Annotated in this window: 14 protein-coding genes and 1 pseudogene; 3 read left to right on the forward strand and 12 right to left on the reverse strand. The window is 44.6% G+C overall.

Translation table 11 applies throughout. The features are described 5' to 3' along the window. Positions 1–187: 187 nt before the first annotated feature. From H0S56_RS10660 to katE, 6 genes are all read right to left on the reverse strand, one after another. Positions 188–901 carry a glycosyltransferase gene (locus H0S56_RS10660; RefSeq protein WP_195725032.1) on the reverse strand — a complete coding sequence of 238 codons (714 nt, stop codon included), beginning with the start codon at positions 899–901 and terminating at the stop codon, positions 188–190. Further along, positions 898–1512: a class I SAM-dependent DNA methyltransferase gene (locus H0S56_RS10665; RefSeq protein ID WP_195725033.1), complete on the reverse strand. Its 615-nt coding sequence runs from the start codon at positions 1510–1512 to the stop codon at positions 898–900. Before H0S56_RS10665 ends, H0S56_RS10660 begins: the two co-directional genes overlap by 4 nt. Then, positions 1505–2287 carry a PIG-L deacetylase family protein gene (locus H0S56_RS10670; protein WP_005107605.1) on the reverse strand — a complete coding sequence of 261 codons (783 nt, stop codon included), beginning with the start codon at positions 2285–2287 and terminating at the stop codon, positions 1505–1507. Before H0S56_RS10670 ends, H0S56_RS10665 begins: the two co-directional genes overlap by 8 nt. Further along, on the reverse strand, positions 2275–3258 hold the full coding sequence (locus tag H0S56_RS10675; protein WP_195725034.1) for an acyl-CoA dehydrogenase: 984 nt from the start codon (positions 3256–3258) through the stop codon (positions 2275–2277). The genes H0S56_RS10670 and H0S56_RS10675 overlap by 13 nt, the downstream gene beginning before the upstream one ends. Before the next feature lie 63 nt (positions 3259–3321). Then, positions 3322–3531, reverse strand: a complete 210-nt coding sequence (locus H0S56_RS10680) for a hypothetical protein (RefSeq protein ID WP_195726082.1) — start codon at positions 3529–3531, stop codon at positions 3322–3324. 71 nt (positions 3532–3602) lie between these two features. Continuing rightward, positions 3603–5726 (reverse strand): catalase HPII, encoded by a 2124-nt coding sequence (gene katE / locus H0S56_RS10685; RefSeq protein WP_195725035.1) that lies wholly within the window; start codon positions 5724–5726, stop codon positions 3603–3605. 761 nt (positions 5727–6487) lie between these two features. Here katE and H0S56_RS10690 point away from each other — a divergent pair. Next, a complete protein-coding gene (locus H0S56_RS10690; protein ID WP_005267182.1) occupies positions 6488–6988 on the forward strand; it encodes a Dps family protein in 501 nt (166 codons plus the stop codon). A gap of 331 nt (positions 6989–7319) precedes the next feature. Here H0S56_RS10690 and H0S56_RS10695 read toward each other — a convergent pair whose 3' ends face one another. From H0S56_RS10695 to H0S56_RS10715, 5 genes are all read right to left on the reverse strand, one after another. Next, complete coding sequence (locus H0S56_RS10695) at positions 7320–8036, reverse strand: ABC transporter ATP-binding protein (protein ID WP_004646198.1); 717 nt, start codon at positions 8034–8036, stop codon at positions 7320–7322. Further along, positions 8029–9252 (reverse strand): ABC transporter permease, encoded by a 1224-nt coding sequence (locus H0S56_RS10700; RefSeq protein ID WP_121980078.1) that lies wholly within the window; start codon positions 9250–9252, stop codon positions 8029–8031. Before H0S56_RS10700 ends, H0S56_RS10695 begins: the two co-directional genes overlap by 8 nt. Next, complete coding sequence (locus tag H0S56_RS10705; protein WP_195725036.1) at positions 9249–10472, reverse strand: efflux RND transporter periplasmic adaptor subunit; 1224 nt, start codon at positions 10470–10472, stop codon at positions 9249–9251. Before H0S56_RS10705 ends, H0S56_RS10700 begins: the two co-directional genes overlap by 4 nt. A 343-nt stretch (positions 10473–10815) precedes the next feature. After that, positions 10816–12339 carry a M81 family metallopeptidase gene (locus H0S56_RS10710; protein ID WP_195725037.1) on the reverse strand — a complete coding sequence of 508 codons (1524 nt, stop codon included), beginning with the start codon at positions 12337–12339 and terminating at the stop codon, positions 10816–10818. Between the two features lie 30 nt (positions 12340–12369). After that, positions 12370–13698 carry an MFS transporter gene (locus H0S56_RS10715; protein ID WP_195725038.1) on the reverse strand — a complete coding sequence of 443 codons (1329 nt, stop codon included), beginning with the start codon at positions 13696–13698 and terminating at the stop codon, positions 12370–12372. Between the two features lie 118 nt (positions 13699–13816). Between H0S56_RS10715 and H0S56_RS10720 the strand changes: the two genes are divergently transcribed. Then, positions 13817–14755 carry a LysR family transcriptional regulator gene (locus H0S56_RS10720; RefSeq protein ID WP_195725039.1) on the forward strand — a complete coding sequence of 313 codons (939 nt, stop codon included), beginning with the start codon at positions 13817–13819 and terminating at the stop codon, positions 14753–14755. A 331-nt stretch (positions 14756–15086) separates the two neighbouring features. Here the strand turns inward: H0S56_RS10720 and H0S56_RS10725 are convergent, their stop codons facing one another. Then, positions 15087–16079 carry a Fic family protein gene (locus H0S56_RS10725; protein ID WP_195725040.1) on the reverse strand — a complete coding sequence of 331 codons (993 nt, stop codon included), beginning with the start codon at positions 16077–16079 and terminating at the stop codon, positions 15087–15089. A 199-nt stretch (positions 16080–16278) separates the two neighbouring features. Here H0S56_RS10725 and H0S56_RS14355 point away from each other — a divergent pair. Then, positions 16279–16956: pseudogene (locus H0S56_RS14355) on the forward strand (cupin domain-containing protein). Positions 16957–17021 lie beyond the last annotated feature (65 nt).

Raw genomic sequence — 17021 nt, forward strand, 5'->3', positions numbered from 1 at the left:
GGCTCAGGCATCCATTACCGATCATCCATAGAAAAACCCCACAGACTTATAGTTGAAATATATAAGTATGCGGGGCTGAATTTGCGTGAATTATAAACAGAATAAATTTAAATGGAATAGTTTTTAGAACCGAATTTTAAGATTTTTTACAAGTATCTGATTGTATAAAATTTATAGTTTTATGCTTTTATTTGCACAGGCTGATCGGTTTTTTAGTGGCCTGCTTAAGCTCAAGTTTTTGCAGAAAATGGGCAAAACCTGCAGCAATTTTTGAGCTGAGACGACTGCTGGTGGTGACTCTCAGTTGATTCGACCAGACAATCTGCGCGCCGGCTTTTTCTAAACGACGGATGAAATCAACATCCTCATGACAGTCCAGTTGCTGAAACCCATTGACCTGTATATAAGCCGAAGCTTTAAAACACAGGTTTGCGCCATGAATATGCCGATGTCCCATGCTGTCCTGATAATGTCGGAGATAAGCCTGACGGGTTTTCCGGCTTAAATGATCCCATTGATCCAGCTCGACCACACCACAAATCGCATCGGTGGGTTGATGCTGTAACATCATCTGAAACCAGTCACACTGTACGAATGAATCGGCATCGGTACAGCAAATCCAGTCACAGCCCTGCTCGATCATTTGCTGAATCCCCAAATGGCGTGCCTTACCGACATTTCGGAAGTCGCAGCTCATAGCCGGAATGCCCATTTGCTGAACTTTAACGGCGGTGCTATCAGTACAATGGTCCAAGACCACGAGAATCTGGATTTCAGGAAGATTTTCTATTGTTTTAAAATATTGAAAAAAATAAGTTTGTGCTGATTTTAAGGCTAACAGACAGCGTTCAATATAGGCTTCTTCATTACAGGCCGGAATCACCACACCGATTTTTTTCATCTTAAGCCCTCCTGCTCTGCTACGGATTGTGCTGAATTCAGCCACAGATCTACCAAAAAATCGGAGTCCTGCAAACTTAAACGATGTGCATAGTTCAAATGCGCTTTAAGATATTGATGGACATCTTCACCATTTAAGCTAAATCCCGAGATCGGCGCACGCCAATGACAACTCAAGATACATCCGCCCGGTTCGAGTGCAGTATGCAACCATGTCAGCACCTGTTGCAGAGCAATCGGGTTCAGATAATATAAAATCTCACTGACGACAATGAGCTGAAATTTCTGTTTGGGCAAGTCATCTGGCACGACACGCTGTAACACCTGCACATGTGAATAATCTTGTAAACGCTGCTGCGCTAACTGGATCGCAGTATCATTGGCATCCAGACACGTTAAGCTATCTGTCCGCTGCGCCAGTTCCTGACTGAAGATGCCATTACTGCAACCAATTTCAATCGCGGAGTCAAACTGCAAGCTCGGCAAGACCGCCAGACAAATCTGGCGTTTGCGCTGTTCATACCAACGCTGTTCATATTGCCAGGGATCTCCCTGATTCAGTGCATATAAGGCATCGAAGTATTCCTGATCATAGGCTGCTTTACTATTCATATAGATACACCTCCCAGGGCTGTAAAATACGTTGCAATGCCTGCTCTGGCAGAATCGGTGATTGATCTATCGTCGGATCAAGCTCGATCTGGCTCTTAAAACACCGCGCAGCTCGAGACTTATATTGTAATTCTTCCTCAGTTAATTTGAGTTGATGAGCGACGGTCCAGGGAATTCTGGTATCTCCAGGTGTTGCCCAATGCCATGCCCAAATCAAGACCTGAATACAGGGCAAATGAAGTTCAGTGGCCAGCTGCTGTGTGACCTGCCCCGTAATTTCATGATCTGGATGTCCATCATGAACAAATGTGCTAATTAACACATCATTCGGTTGCAGATAAGATTGCAGATGCTGTTGCAACACATCCCGCTGTTCGGCCACCTTGCCATCTTGAATATCTAAAGCGATCCGCAAGATATTCTGTTTTAAAGGTAACGCTTCTAAAGCTGCTCGCGTTTCAGCAGGACGAATCTGGTTCAACTCTTCGGGAGTATATAGACTAGAGCCGGGATGACTGGCTGTCCCATTGGTAACGGCAAAAAGTATGATCTGATAGCCAAGTTTGTCCAGACGCTGAATCAGGCCTCCACAGCCCAAAATTTCATCATCAGGATGAGGGGCAATGATGCAGACTCTGGCATCTAGAGGAATAACCTTAGGAATATCAAATTCCGGCATCTGTTGCAGGATCTGACAGGAACGCCATTCTTCAAGTCTTGTGCCTTCACCATGGATGACACGATCCCCTACAATCTCATGTCTTATAACGTCCATAATTGTTCCTCCTGTGCAGTCAGCTCGCCAATCCGCTCCAAGTCAAATGCAGCATGACTTTGACGAATAAATACCGGAAGATCTGCTGCAAGCCGAGCGAAATGCGGATGCTCACAATACGGCCCAGCACCAAGTGCCTTACCTACATGAGTTAGTACATTTAAGGCAGTCGCTTCCACCTGAGCACGTAGGCTACGAATCTTTAACTCATGTGCGTGTTGCGGTTGCCGATCAATCAATGTAGCAACTTGATAAAATAAGGCTTGTGTTGCTAAAAGCTCCCGACTGACTTCACCGAGATACATGGCCTTATAGGCATGCGGTTTGAGCAATAATGCCTGTCTTAAATATTCAGCCAAACGCACAGTTGCGCCGTACCAGCAGGCGGCCACACCTGCGGCGCCGTGCCAGAATCCGGGCCGATCCAGATAGGCATTTGGAGCTGCGACTTTTTTCACCTTGACCTGATCCAGTTCAAGCCGGGCAGTCAAGGTATGCTGCATGCCCACTGCCTGCCAGGCATCCTGATGATGCTGAATGCCTTCTTGTGACAAATCTAGAATCAGTAATTGGGATTGTTGCTGCTCATCACGGTAAGTCAGCAGACCGTGTTGCACCCAGACCGATGCAGAACACCAGGGCTTAATTCCGCTTAGCTTTCCTGCTTGCAATGTTAAAGGTTTGGGACCGCCTTCTGCCGCCCATACTGCCCATAAGCCTTTTTGTTCTACCGGAATATTCAGTTCATGCAGAATAGCTAAAGCATCTAAATGCGATTCATACAGTTTGCCCAGGCTCAAATTGCTTGCCGAAACCTGACTAAGCATCTGCCAGCGTTTTAAGGTAGCTCCAGAAGCGGGATAAGGCACTTGAGCGGAAATCTCCACCAGCTCCATTAAAGTGTGGTGAATTTTTTCTTGTAGCTCCAGAGGAGAAGTTTCAAATCTTTGTAATATTGAACCGAGGTTCATGCATGCGGTTCCTCATAAAATTCGGAGAATATTTTTGTGTTTTTTTAAAGTCAGTTATTTCAGTTAGTGAGAAAGCTTACGCATTTGTTTCAAACGTGTAGTTAATCCTAATACCTTACGTCTTGCATTAATCTCTTCTTCATTGAAACAGAGTTGCTGCATCAGTTCAGTTAGAGGCAAATGATTATGCTCAATGAGATAGATATCCTGCTCTCTGCTCCATTTGGTTTGTTGTGCTTGAGCCAACAACTTTTTGACATCCGGTCTCACCATCTCTTCATCCATTTTAAAACCATCAGGATAGAAGCCGGAGCCTCTATCCTCTAAAATATAAATTAGATCGTTTAGGCAGGAATTGCTTCTGCAATCGCTTCACGCGCCCAGACACGATGGTTCAGGATCAAAGTCTTGAAGCTATCTTGTACTGCTGCAAACTGTCCGTTTGCCAGAGTTCCTTCATCGCTAACCAAGCGTAAATGTTCAATCAGCTTGCCTTTATCGCCCAGGAACACGATTGGTTTTAAATGCTTGTAGGCTTCCAGCAGATAATGAGTCGCCACACCATCTTTCATCACCACATCGTAATTATCACCGTCAGCAATCACCACAGCATCATAGGCGATGGATGGCTCGGCTTTTTGCATACCATCGGAAGGAATCACCTCGCCTTGCAGACCCAGTACCGGACCCGGTTTTGGGGTCAGTACATCGACCACAGCACCTTCTGATTCTGCCCAGGCTTGAACAGCTTTGATACTCGCCTCATTGGCCTTGTCGTGCACCAGTAGCGCAATTTTGCGTGCCTTAATATCTTCAGGTTTGAATGCCTCGAAAGATAAGCGTGGTGAAATCTGCACCTCTGGCAATTTTGCTGCTTTTTTCTCTGCTGGAATTTCAATACCCAATTGGTCAGCAACCTGCTGTGCCAAATCCAGATCGATATTGCAGAGCACTTCAAGCACTTCACGCTCACGAATATATTTGCGCTCCACCTTGCTCAGCTCGAAGACATAGGCATCGACAATGTGCTTTTGCTCATGTGGTGCCTGGCTGCGGTAGAAAAGACGGGCCTGACTAAAGTGATCACTGAATGATTCGCTACGCTGACGGATCTTGTGTCCATCAATACGCTCCTGATAGCTTTCAAAACCACCGCCTTGTTCAGCTGGCGGAGTCTCAGTCGGCCAGTTATTGTCAATCGAATTCGGCTCATAACTGGCTTGACCGGTATGTACAATACGCTGGTGTAAACCATCACGCTGGTTATTGTGGAATGGACAAACCGGCTTGTTAATTGGGATCTGGTGGAAGTTTGGACCACCTAAACGGCTGAGCTGAGTATCGGTATAAGAGAACAGACGGGCCTGCAATAATGGATCATTGGTAAAATCCAGTCCTGGCACAATATGTCCCGGACAGAATGCCACCTGCTCGGTTTCACCGAAGAAATAATCGACATTACGGTTCAGCACCATTCTGCCAATCGGCGTCACCGGCACCAGTTCTTCCGGAATAATTTTGGTTGGGTCCAGCAAGTCGAAGTCGTACTTCATCTCATCTTCTTCTGGGACGACCTGTACACCCAACTCCCATTCCGGATAGTTACCGGAGGCAATCGCTTCATATAAGTCACGACGATGGAAATCCGGATCTTTACCCGCCAGTTTTTGTGCTTCATCCCAGACCAGTTGGGCTAGACCCTGTTTTGGCGTCCAGTGGAATTTCACAAAAACCGCTTTATTCTCGGCATTGATAAAACGGAAAGTATGTACACCAAAGCCTTGAATGGCTCTTAAATTACGCGGAATACCCCGATCCGACATGGCCCACATCACCGCATGTGCAGATTCAGGCACTAAAGAAACAAAATCCCAGAAAGTATCATGTGCAGATGCACCGGTAGGAATCTCGGTCTGAGGTTCAGGTTTGACCGCATGTACAAAATCCGGGAACTTGATCCCATCCTGGATAAAGAATACCGGCGCATCATTCGCCACTAAATCAAAGTTACCTTCATCCGTATAAAACTTGGTCGCAAAACCGCGAATATCACGTACCGTATCTGCTGAACCACGCGGGCCCTGTACGGTAGAAAAGCGCACAAATACTGGCGTTTGCACACTGGTATTAGTCAAGAAGCCTGCCTTGGTCAGTTTTTCATTACCCGGATAAGCCTCAAAATAGCCATGTGCGCCGACACCACGGGCATGCACAATACGTTCTGGAATTCGCTCATGGTCAAAATGGGTAATTTTTTCCCGGAGAATAAAATCTTCGATCAAGGTCGCACCGCGAACGCCTGCCTTGAGACTGTTCTGGTTATCGGAAATTTTAACCCCTTGATTGGTAGTGAGTGCCTGTTCGGTCGCATCACTGCGATATGCGTCGAGCTGTTCACTTTTTTTATTGGTATTTTGTTTGTCTAAACCGTCTTTACCAGTCGCGGGGCTATTGGCCTTAATTTTCATGATGTATTCCTTGCTGAGCTTGAGTTTAGTTCAGATATTTTTGGTCTATCTCAAAGTCGCTTGAGCTTATATATTGCATGGCTTACCGAATCAAAATCATCCCGCAAGTCAATCTGCTACAGCCGATCCTGTATCAGCCTCACATTTCTTCTGAATATGCTGACTCGAAGCATTTTTGCTCTTCTGGGAATATTGTTATTGGTTTCGCCTGTGTCCTAACATAACTGCATTTGAGAAAGAGATTTATTATTGTTTGTAGTGCCTTGTTTAATTAAGGCAGCATTGTGTTATTTTTTATAAATTTCGGGTTTATTTATGATTTAAATTTTTATCTAAGTTATTTATTTAAAATAAAATATTAAAATTTCACAGAGATATTTCGAAATAAAGATTCAGTATGGTGATATGTGATCTTGCTCATAAATAGATGTCATACCCTAACACGATGTTTCAATCCTGAAATACTTAGGAGTTTTTTAGAAGTTGAATTTGCTATGAGAAATTAACGTACTACCGCTGAAGTATAGTCAAAATTTGACAGATTTAAATAGTTACAATCCCGCGCCCTGCTTATACATAATGACTAAACTTCCTGCCCTTATATTGATCTAATATCTATAACTTATAACCACTTAAATCTCTTAGCCTTTTCAGATCAAATACAAAGTCATAGAGATCATTTCATCTCTTGGCTCGGGCTTCGACTACATCCGACTTTATTTTAATACACCGTATCACGTTAAGTTTGAAGGAGTAAGAGCATGGCCTCTTCTAAAAAAGAATCTAAAGCAATGAAAATTGATATCGGGATTTCGCATGATGATCGCGCCAAAATTGTCGAAGGTTTATCCAGACTTTTAGCAGACAGTTATACCCTGTATTTGATGACCCATAATTTCCACTGGAATGTCACTGGCCCCCAGTTCAATAGCCTGCACACCATGTTTATGACTCAATACACCGAGCAGTGGAATGCGCTGGACGTCATTGCTGAACGTATTCGGGCTTTGGGTTTTGCAGCACCCGGCACTTATAAACAGTTTGTGAAACTCACTTCTATTAAAGAAGTCGAAGGTGTGCCTAAAGCTGAAGAAATGATACGTTTACTGGTAGATGCACATGAAACTGTGGCACGTACTGCCAGAAGTATTTTCTCGATCATTGAAGAAGCCAATGATCAGCCGACTGCTGACATTCTCACGCAAAGACTGGAAGTACACGAAAAAACTGCCTGGATGCTGAGAAGTAATCTGGAACAATAAAATCGGATCGAATCAAATTTGAGATCAGGCTCATGCAAGGATGAAGCGCAAACTTATGGTAGTGCCACTAAGTTCGGTTTCATCCTGACGCTTTCAATAGGTATGATTTACCGACGCTCAATGATTAGATCAAGCTAAAAGTCAGGATCATTAAAATTAAACCATCAAAATTTAAGGATGTAGGCAATCGCATACATCCTTTTTTAACAAACAGATTGTTTACAGATTATTTCAATCTCATATATGGATATCATTTTTTGAAAGCTATAAATCTGAAATATCTTTTCGATCGCTTCAAAAAATTAGCCCTCCTGGCTCCTTACAGTACAGCTTAATCTTGAGGAGAATTGCTCGAATCACTTTCAATCCGGCCATCGACCAGATTGATGGTACGATCACAAGTGGCAGACAGGCGCGGATCATGCGTGACTAAAAGTACGGCGCAGTCGCGTTCACGATGCACTTTACGAAACAGTTCAAACATATCAGCCGCGGTCTGGGTGTCCAGATTACCTGTCGGTTCATCGGCCAATAATAATGCCGGCTCAGTAATCAAGGCCCGAGCAATGGCCACCCGCTGCTGCTGTCCTCCGGACAATTCATTCGGTTTACGCTCGGCAAATTTTTCCAGTCCCACTGCCGCCAGTAAATCACGTGCGCGTTGCATTGCCTGCTGATTCGGTTTGCCATGCGCCATCATTAAAGGCATGAGAATATTATCCAGTGCACTAAAGGCCTGAATCAGATGGTGAAACTGAAATACAAATCCGATGCTGTTGCCGCGCAGCGCCGTACGGCCGGTATCATCCATCGCACTGGTAGGTTGTCCCAACAAATACAGCTCGCCACTCGTTGGTTTATCCAGCAGTCCCAGAATATTCAGTAAGGTACTTTTTCCAGAACCGGAAGGGCCAATAAGTGCAGCAAAGTCGTTGCGATCAATGCGCAGGTCAATGCCATGCAAAACCTCAACTTCATTGGGCTGTCCAATGTTATAAGACTTGCGTAGCGCTTCCAGACGCAGAACTTCCTGAGATTGCTCAGACATGACGAATCGCCTCCACTGGATCGAGTGCCGCGGCCCGACGTGATGGCACCGCTGCAGCCAGTACGCCTGTTAATGTCGCCAACAATAATGCCAAAATCACCAGTTCAATCGATATCGGAATATAGAATAATCCCGGACCAAAATTATTAAATACCCACACCAGGCCATAACTGACTATGCTGCCCAGAACTGAACCAAGTAAGCCAAAGATTGCGCCCTGAAACAGAAAAACTCGCAGGATTTGCGATTGGGTTGCACCTGTCGCCCGCAAAATACCAATTTCCCGGGTGCGCTGCACCACACTAACTGACATGACGCTGGCAATCCCGAAAGCCACCGAAATTGCGACAAAGACAATAATCATATTGGTGGACAGGCTTTGTGCGGTAATGGCATTCATCAGTTGGGCATTGGTTTCAATCCAGCTTTCGGCTTTTAATGAGGTCAGGCGTCCGACTTGTGCGGCAACCTGGTCTGCTTCAAAAATATTGGCAATGGTTAGGTCAATCACCGTTACCCCGCCTGGCAGGCCGAGTAAGGACTGTGCCTGCTTGAGATCCAGATAGACATAACGCGCATCCAGTTCGCGCACACCCAGTTCAAAAATACCGGCAATATTCACCAAAGCACTATTTTGTTGACCAGTATCCAGTCGCAACTTGCTGCCGACCTGAACACCGAGGTCTTTGGCCAGTTGACTGCCAATCAGCACATCATCCGCGCCGACCCGCAACTGACCACTGATTAAATATTCTTTTAATGGAATGATCTGCTGATAACGCTCCAGATTCATCCCGACCAAGGCCACGGATTCAATCGCATCACCGCGTTGTACAAAGGCCGGTCCAGACACCACCGGCGAGACAGCTGTCAGTACGGGTAACTGGTCCAGCGTTTCGGTAATCTGCTGCCAATTGTTGATCGAACGCAACCGCTGTGCCCGTTTATCTTCCTGCAATAATTGCACGGTCCCGGCGGGAGACGGCACAATCTGGTTAACTTCATCGGGTGACAACAGGCGAATATGCGCCTGTGTGCCTAAGGTTCGTTCGACAATATTGGCTTGTAGCCCCTGAATCAAAGCGGTGATAAAGACGATTACTGCCACGCCCACGGCGACCCCGATGGTGATCATGATGGACTGCGCGCAACCCTCACGCAAAAAACTGACCGCGATTTTCCATTCGATCCAGAGCCGCCCGAATAAATTTTTCAATCGAAGTTCACCGGTAATTCATTTTTACTATTGGCCATATCAGCAGAATTCTGTAATGAACTCAGTTGTGGTTTTAAGCGAACTCTGGTGCCATCCTCCAATGAAGATTCGCCATCTGCCAGCACCTGATCGCCCTCGCTCAGGCCGGATTTCACTTCTGACATGGCCAGGCCACGCAAGCCTAAAGTAATCTGCTGACGCTGTATTTTTCCATCACGTCCCATGAAGACCACGGCTTTATCTCCCTTAATACTGCTTAAAGCATCATTCGGAATCGCCAGTGCCCGTGCTCGTTTGGCCGTCTCGACATTCACCGATACCGTCATGTCCTGACGCAAAAAATCTGGCACGGGATTGACAGTAAGTCTGACTTCTACCGTACCTCGCTGTGGGTCGATACTTGGTGCAATAAAGTTAATCCGGGCCGGGAAAGACTGATCCGGATAGGCATCGCTAATCACGGTAGCATTTTGCTGTAAGGCCAGTTGCGGTAAATTCCGCTCATCCAGGGGTACCCGGATTTCTGTGTTCCCCGTTAATGCAATGGTAAATAAAGTCTGTCCTGGCTGAACCAGATCACCCGGTTCGACATCGCGTGTCAGCACTGTACCGGCGACTGCAGCCCGAATCTTAGTTTTGGCCAGTTGAGCCTGTGCCACCGCCAGCTGTTCCCGAAGCAATGCTTCTTCGACTTGACCCGCAGCCAATGCTGTTGCTTTTACCCGGGCTGTCTCATAATTATTGCGCGCGACTCGTTCCGCTTCCACAGCCTGTTCGACTTCTTCCCTCGACAGGATGCCGGCTTCTGCATTACGTCTACGTGCTGCTTCTCGGCTGGCCTGCTCCAACTGGGCTTTGGCACTGGCCAGTTCTGCTGCAGCCTGTGGCCGTCGGCTGCTTGCCAATTCAGTCAATGCCAGCTCAGCCTGTCTGACTTGGGCCAGCAATTCATCCGACTTCAATACCACTAGCAGATCACCCGGTTTAACCTGATCGCCTTCCTGCACCAGACGTTGCAGAACCACAGCACTAATTTCACTGCCTACCTGGGCACGTGATACTGTCGCAACACGTCCGGTCGCAACAACATTTTGTACTAGCGGCATGGCACTCAGCGTATAACTGGGCACCACTGGCCCCTGCCACCAGCGAAATAGAGCAAACCCTACTGCCAGTAGCAATACGATAACGAGCAAAATTTTATAGCGGGCAGCGCGCAATGAGAATCTCCGGTTGATTCGTCTAATTTAAAATAAGAAAGTCAAAACTGTATTTATTTTTTCCCCTAAGGTTTAATTTACAACAAGTTTCTAATTGGAATTATAGGTATTTTATTGAGTTTGAAAAGAATGTTGAGTTCCTGTCCACTTTTATGAGCTAGCTTAAGTCGGTGTCAGTGAATTTAATCAATAACAGATCCAGACACGGGATCAGGTAACAGAAAATTGTATTAAATTTCTCTTGAGTTCAAGGAATGGGAGCTTTCATTAAAAAACAGGCTAGATCATGATAGAGCTCGCCTGTTCAATCGCTTGGGTGTTTTAATTGGATATTAGTTAAATGTTAGACCGTACGACGCAATGGCTGATCACGTTGCGCCAGACTTTTGCCCATCGGCACGAGTCGTCTATCAGGATCAATCTTTTGCCAAGGCAGATCATTCGGGTCTGCTTTCATGGCACCAGGCGCTTTCGCGACCAAAATGGCAGCAGCCATGTCCTGAAAATCTGCACGAAAATGTACCGAGCTTTTCACTACGACAATCGTTTTATCTTCAGGCACAATACCAAAAATTCTAAACATATTACGATCGAGCAACTGAGCTTTATAGGAACTGACTGCAATTTCAATACCGTCTATTTCCAGTAATACACTCGGGCCGATATCCGCCTCGACGCCATGCATCATGGGTCCGCCATAGCTGAATTTTCCATCGCTATAGGCTTTGATTTTAAATTTAGCGCTAAATGGAGCATCCCCCGCAATACCCGATGTTCCGCCCAGTTGCGCATAAAAATGCTGACCAAGCCCAAGCTGATATGCTTGTTGCACCACCGCAGGATCTACGATGAGGCCAATCAATCCATTTTTAACCTGATGCCGATGTAGCGCCGATAACATCCCGGTCGTATTCGAATCACCACCGGCTCCCGGATTATCCTGAGTATCTGCAATCACCACAGGTTTGGTCGAATGATGCTGTTGATAAAGTTGAAGTGCCTGCAGCACGGCATGATCGGGTGATAAAAAATCCATATTCCAATGCGTTTCTTGTTGCAGCACATGGGCGATATAGCGTTGCATGGCCTGATCTAACTGCTCAACGTTTTCACTATAACCCCAGATACAACCACCACATTCCTCAAAATCTGCCGCCGGAAAACCCGGCGTGAAATTCATCTGGACAGAATTATTTTGCTCTAGCTGTTCCAGTAAATTCATGCATGATTGGGTAGGTTCCAGCTCGGTACATTGTGCATTCAGCGCAATCAAAAACGGCAGCTTATACATTTGCTTATGCAGCTTTTTACCCCGGAATATTTGATCCAACACTTGAGCGCAACGTTGTCCGGTTTGGGCCATATCTACATGCGGATAGGTCCGATAGCAAATCAGCACATCACTATGGGCAAACATCGCTTGCGTGACATTGGCATGGAAATCCAGACTGGCAATTACCGGAATATCCGGCCCAACTGCTTCACGAACCCGTCTTAACAATTCGCCTTCACCATCATCCACCTGTTCACTGACCATAGCACCATGCAGATCCAGATACACCGCATCTGCCGGATGCTGCTGGATGCTTGCAATAATTTCATCACAGATCCGCTGGTAAGTGTCCTGCTCTACATGCGCTGAAGGTGAAGTTCCAGCCCAGATCACCGGTAAAAGTTGATACCCGAATTGTTCTGCTTGTTGAATAAAACCGCCAATCGGAATGTTCTGTTCCCAAAATTTCAGGACATCTGCGCCGCGGCTGAGCGGCGGAAATCCCCCACCCTGGACAAAATCGACGTAGCTTGCTTTGGTCGGGGCAAAGGTATTGGTTTCATGTTGAAAGCCCGCAATGATGATTTTCTTCATATCCTGAATCCTTCCTATGCTACGTATTGATTATTTATCGACAATTAAGGCAGCGCGTGTTACTTGCTCGGGAACAACTTGCTTTTTCAGTCTGAAGGCATAAATCAGGAAAGCGCCACCGAGCATCATGATCACAGCAATCGTGAACCAGCCTGCCAGCATGGAACCGGTCATTGACTGTGCCATGCCCATAATATTTGGACTGACAAAACCACCGAGTAATCCAATACTGTTAATCAGGGCAATTCCGCCTGCTGCCGCACTACCGCTTAAGTATTTCGATGGAATCGACCAGAAAATGGTATAGGCACTAAACATAAAGGCCGTTGCGGTACAGATCGCAATAAAGGACAGCAGGAAATTCGCACTGATCACCGACAACATCAGACTGACTCCGGCCAATACCGTAGGCACTACACAATGCCATTTCCGTTCCTGCCATTTGTCCGAGCTGCGGGCAAAAATGATCATGAAAATTGCGCCGCATAAATATGGAATCGCCACCAGCCAGCCAATCATCTGCAAATTCTGGATACCGCCCGACTTCAGTAAAGATGGTAGCCAGAAGCCAATCGCATAGATCCCACAGATAATGGTGAAGTAGGCCAAGGCCATGAAATAAATCCAGGGATCCTTTAATACCGCTTTAAAATTACTATGACCAGTGGCAGACTGATGTTGGGAAATTTCTTTCACCAATAAGGCTTTGTCCTCTTGAGACAGCCATTTTGCTTGTGAAGGATGATCGGTCAAATAAAAGTACGCTACGCAACCCAATAGCACGGTTAGCACAGCTTCTAATAAAAATAACCATTGCCAGCCAGAAAGATTATAAATCTGATGGAAAGTACTCATAATTTGCGTCGATAACGGCGCACCTAACATGCCAGCGAGCGGCCCAGCCAGCATAACAATCACCATCACACGTGCCATGCGTGCACCGGAATACCAATAGGTCAGATAGAAAATCATGCCCGGGGCAAAACCGGCTTCGAATACACCCAACAAAAAGCGCAAGATATAAAACATTTGTGGGGTGGTGACAAACAGCATCGACATGGAGGTCAGGCCCCACAAAATCATGATACGGGTAATGGTTTTTCTGGCGCCGACTTTTTCAAAATACAGGTTGGTTGGTACTTCAAACAGCACATAACCTAAAAAGAATATGCCGGCTGCCATGCCATAAATTGCATCGTTAAAGCCCAGCTCCTGCTGCATTTGTAACTTGGCAAATCCGATATTGATCCGGTCCAGATAAGCAAAGAAATAACACAGCAATAAAAATGGCAGTAGCCGCCAGCTTACTTTCTTGTAAATCTGGTCTAACCGTTGTTGACGGGAAGTTATTAAATCCATCTAAAACTCCTTTTTATCTAGATCTTCTTATTGTTCAAAATCCATGTAAGCATGCTCCTGACTTGATAACAATGTAATTTATTTAGCATACTGATGCTTTAAAAGCATCAGAGTTTTTATGGACAGAAACTTGCAATTCCTTGCGCCACTGAACGGAATCAATGAAAAGCGTTTGCGTTATTTCTATACGGTGATGATGTTTGGCTCGATGTGCAAAGCGGCAGATATCCTGAATATTGAACAGTCCGCCATGAGCCGACAAATTCAACTCTTTGAATCAGAATTAAAAATAAACCTGTTCAAACGTAAGGGTCGGCATATTATTCCGACTGAAGCCGCCTATCTGGTACTTGAGTATTTCAAGGAAAATAAAAATCGTGAAAATGAATTATTTGATAGTTTATTTCAGCTGCAATCTTCTCAACTCGGCAAAGTGAACATTGTTTCAAGTGAAAGTTATATGCAACACATGATTTATGATGTACTTCGACATGTGCATTATAAATATCCAAATCTTGAAATCCAGTTAGAATTAATGAGTGCCCAGCATGTGGTACGACATATTGTGGACAGCCTGGCGCATATTGGACTGGCGTATAATCCTCCATTTCATACAGACATCAGCACCATTGCCCATAAAACAGAACCTTTTATTCTGGCTGTTCCTGCCGGTCCTCCTCTTGCCAAGCTCAAGCATCGCATTTGTCTTTCCGAAATTTCAGACTATAAATTTGCCTTAATACCCGTAGGGCATGGTTTCCGTCAGCTACTCGACAGTGAAATGGTGCGCTTACAAGTGAACCTGAATATTGGTCTGACCACCACTTCTATTTATGCCTTAAAAAATTATGTGGTGGCTGGACATGGGATTTCCGCCATGCGCTATGCAGATATCGCAGATGCGGTTAAAGAAGGTCAGGCCGTTGCCTTAACTATTGATTCCGAGCTGTGCAACACGGCTCAGACCCAATTGATGGTCCGCAAAAATACCCATTTGTCAGAGTCGAAACATTTATTAATTGAGCGTATTCGTTCTAGTTTTGATTTGCTCTTTTAAATTGCTTATAAAATTTAGGCAATAAAAAAGCCACTTAAATAAGCGGCTGATTTATAAAAAGAATTTTGGTGGAGGTGGCGTCAATTGAACTCAAAACCTAACTCATTCATTTTAAAGCTCTTTTATTGAATAAAAAAATTCATTGACCCAATTTTGACCCATATTAGATTTAGTGCATTGAATCACTTTAAAATCTTGTTCAAATCCGAATTCAGGATTTGAAGTGGCGTACGGCATTATAGCAGAAAATTACACCTAAAAATAAATGCAATGTTATAACATTTCAATTAGCTCATTATGATATTAATAATCACATCAACCTCAGTATAGTTCAATTTTTTAATTTGTACTTTTGCTTAGGACTCTTAGGCTTATCAGGAAGGGTACGTTCAATCACACCTGCTTCTAATGCTGGAGTTAAATAATTTTTTTGGAATGTGGCTCGATGGGACAAGTCTAATAGAGCCATAAGCTCAGTTAAGCTATATGCTTTCTGCTCCATATTCTGGATGAGACGTTTAACTTGATCGCTAACTTGTACGCTAGCTTGAGCGGTATATTGATCGCTGGCATCAGAACTAAGTATTGCATCTAGAATCATCTGCAAAATAAACTCAATAAAAGGTGCAGAATCTGAGCGATCTGTGCTCGCTTGCAATGCATCGTAATAAGCTTTTTGGTTTTGATAAATCAAGCTTTCTACAGGGATATTGAGAAAAATTGGATTCCACTGGCTTAAGATTAAAGTTTGCCATAAACGCCCCATCCGCCCATTGCCATCAGCAAATGGGTGTATAAACTCAAATTCATAATGAAATACTGAACTCTGAATTAATGGATGCTCATTACCCTCAGCCAACCAATGCAATAATTCTCCCATTAAACGGTGAACTTGATTCGCAGGCGGAGCCATATGCACGACCCGATCCCCTGACATCACACCCACACCACTATGGCGATACTGTCCAACCTCATCAATCAGTCCTGTCATCAATATTTGATGTGCTTTAAGCAAATGCGATTCTTGATCAGGATTCCAATCTTGAATTTCTTCATATGCCTTTAGGGCATTACGTACCTCTTGCACTTCTTTAGGTGGAGCGATAACGGTCTTGCCATTCAGGATTGCGGTGATTTGCTCTGTACTCAAGGTATTCCCTTCAATTGCTAAAGACCCTTGAATCGTTCGAATACGATTGGCTTTTCGCAATTTAAGGCTATCTTGGATTTGGGTTAATGCAGTCAAACGCCCTATTGATTCACTAATTTGTGCAATCAAGTGAATAATTTTAGAGGTGATCGTATAAGGCGGTTGATATTTCATGCCATTCCTCATTGATGTAAAAACAAAGCACAGTTGATTAAACTCTAAAATATTAATATTTCATAGCTTAGTGAGTAATATCTGCTATTAACATGCTTATCTTTTCTGAAACAGTGAGCTAACTAATCGCTATTTCTTTTAAAATAAACCTATGCATTCTCGTTAAAATACTTAGGTTTCTTCATTACAGGACAGCATTATGTTTATTCATGCCGACTTCTCACAACCCGTCATCATCAAACCAGAAGATTACCATTGGGTGAAATCTCCAGGAGGTGAAGTCGATAGAATGATGCTTGATCGTATTGGCGATGAGAAAGCACGTGCAACTAGCCTTGTGAAATACGCACCAGAATCTGCCTTTCCTGAACATCAACATCCTTTGGGTGAAGAAGTCCTCATATTGTCAGGCATTTTTACCGAGAATGCTGAAGATGATTATCCGGTAGGCTGGTATTTACGTAACCTCCATCATTCAACTCATCGGGTTTCCAGTAAAGCAGGTTGTTTAATCTTTGTGAAACTGATGCAAATGACTGAACATGAGAGAGAACCAACCCGGATTAACACCAATGACTTAGCGAATTAGAAGCTTACCCAACGTCGGATGATATGCCCGCTATTTCAATCTGAACATGAGCAGACCTATTTAGAAAAGCTAGAACCTGATCAAATTTTCGTAGAGAAATCAGAACAAGGGATTGAATTGTTCATTATTAAAGGTCAATTATTTTGCGGCACTGAAATATATCCAGCAGGTTCGTGGGTCCGTCTTCCCCTCAATAGTGCTGCTAAATTTCAGGCAGGTCCATCAGGCGCAACGCTTTATGTCAAAACTGGTCATCTACAACATGCCATAGATGCGTGGGTGAAATGAACAATAATGTGTTTCCGAAATGAAGCTGTCTCGTGTCTAGAATACTTGGAGCAGTCCACTTACCA

Source organism: Acinetobacter lwoffii (assembly GCF_015602705.1).
In the GTDB taxonomy this organism is placed as follows: Bacteria; Pseudomonadota; Gammaproteobacteria; order Pseudomonadales; family Moraxellaceae; genus Acinetobacter; species Acinetobacter lwoffii_E.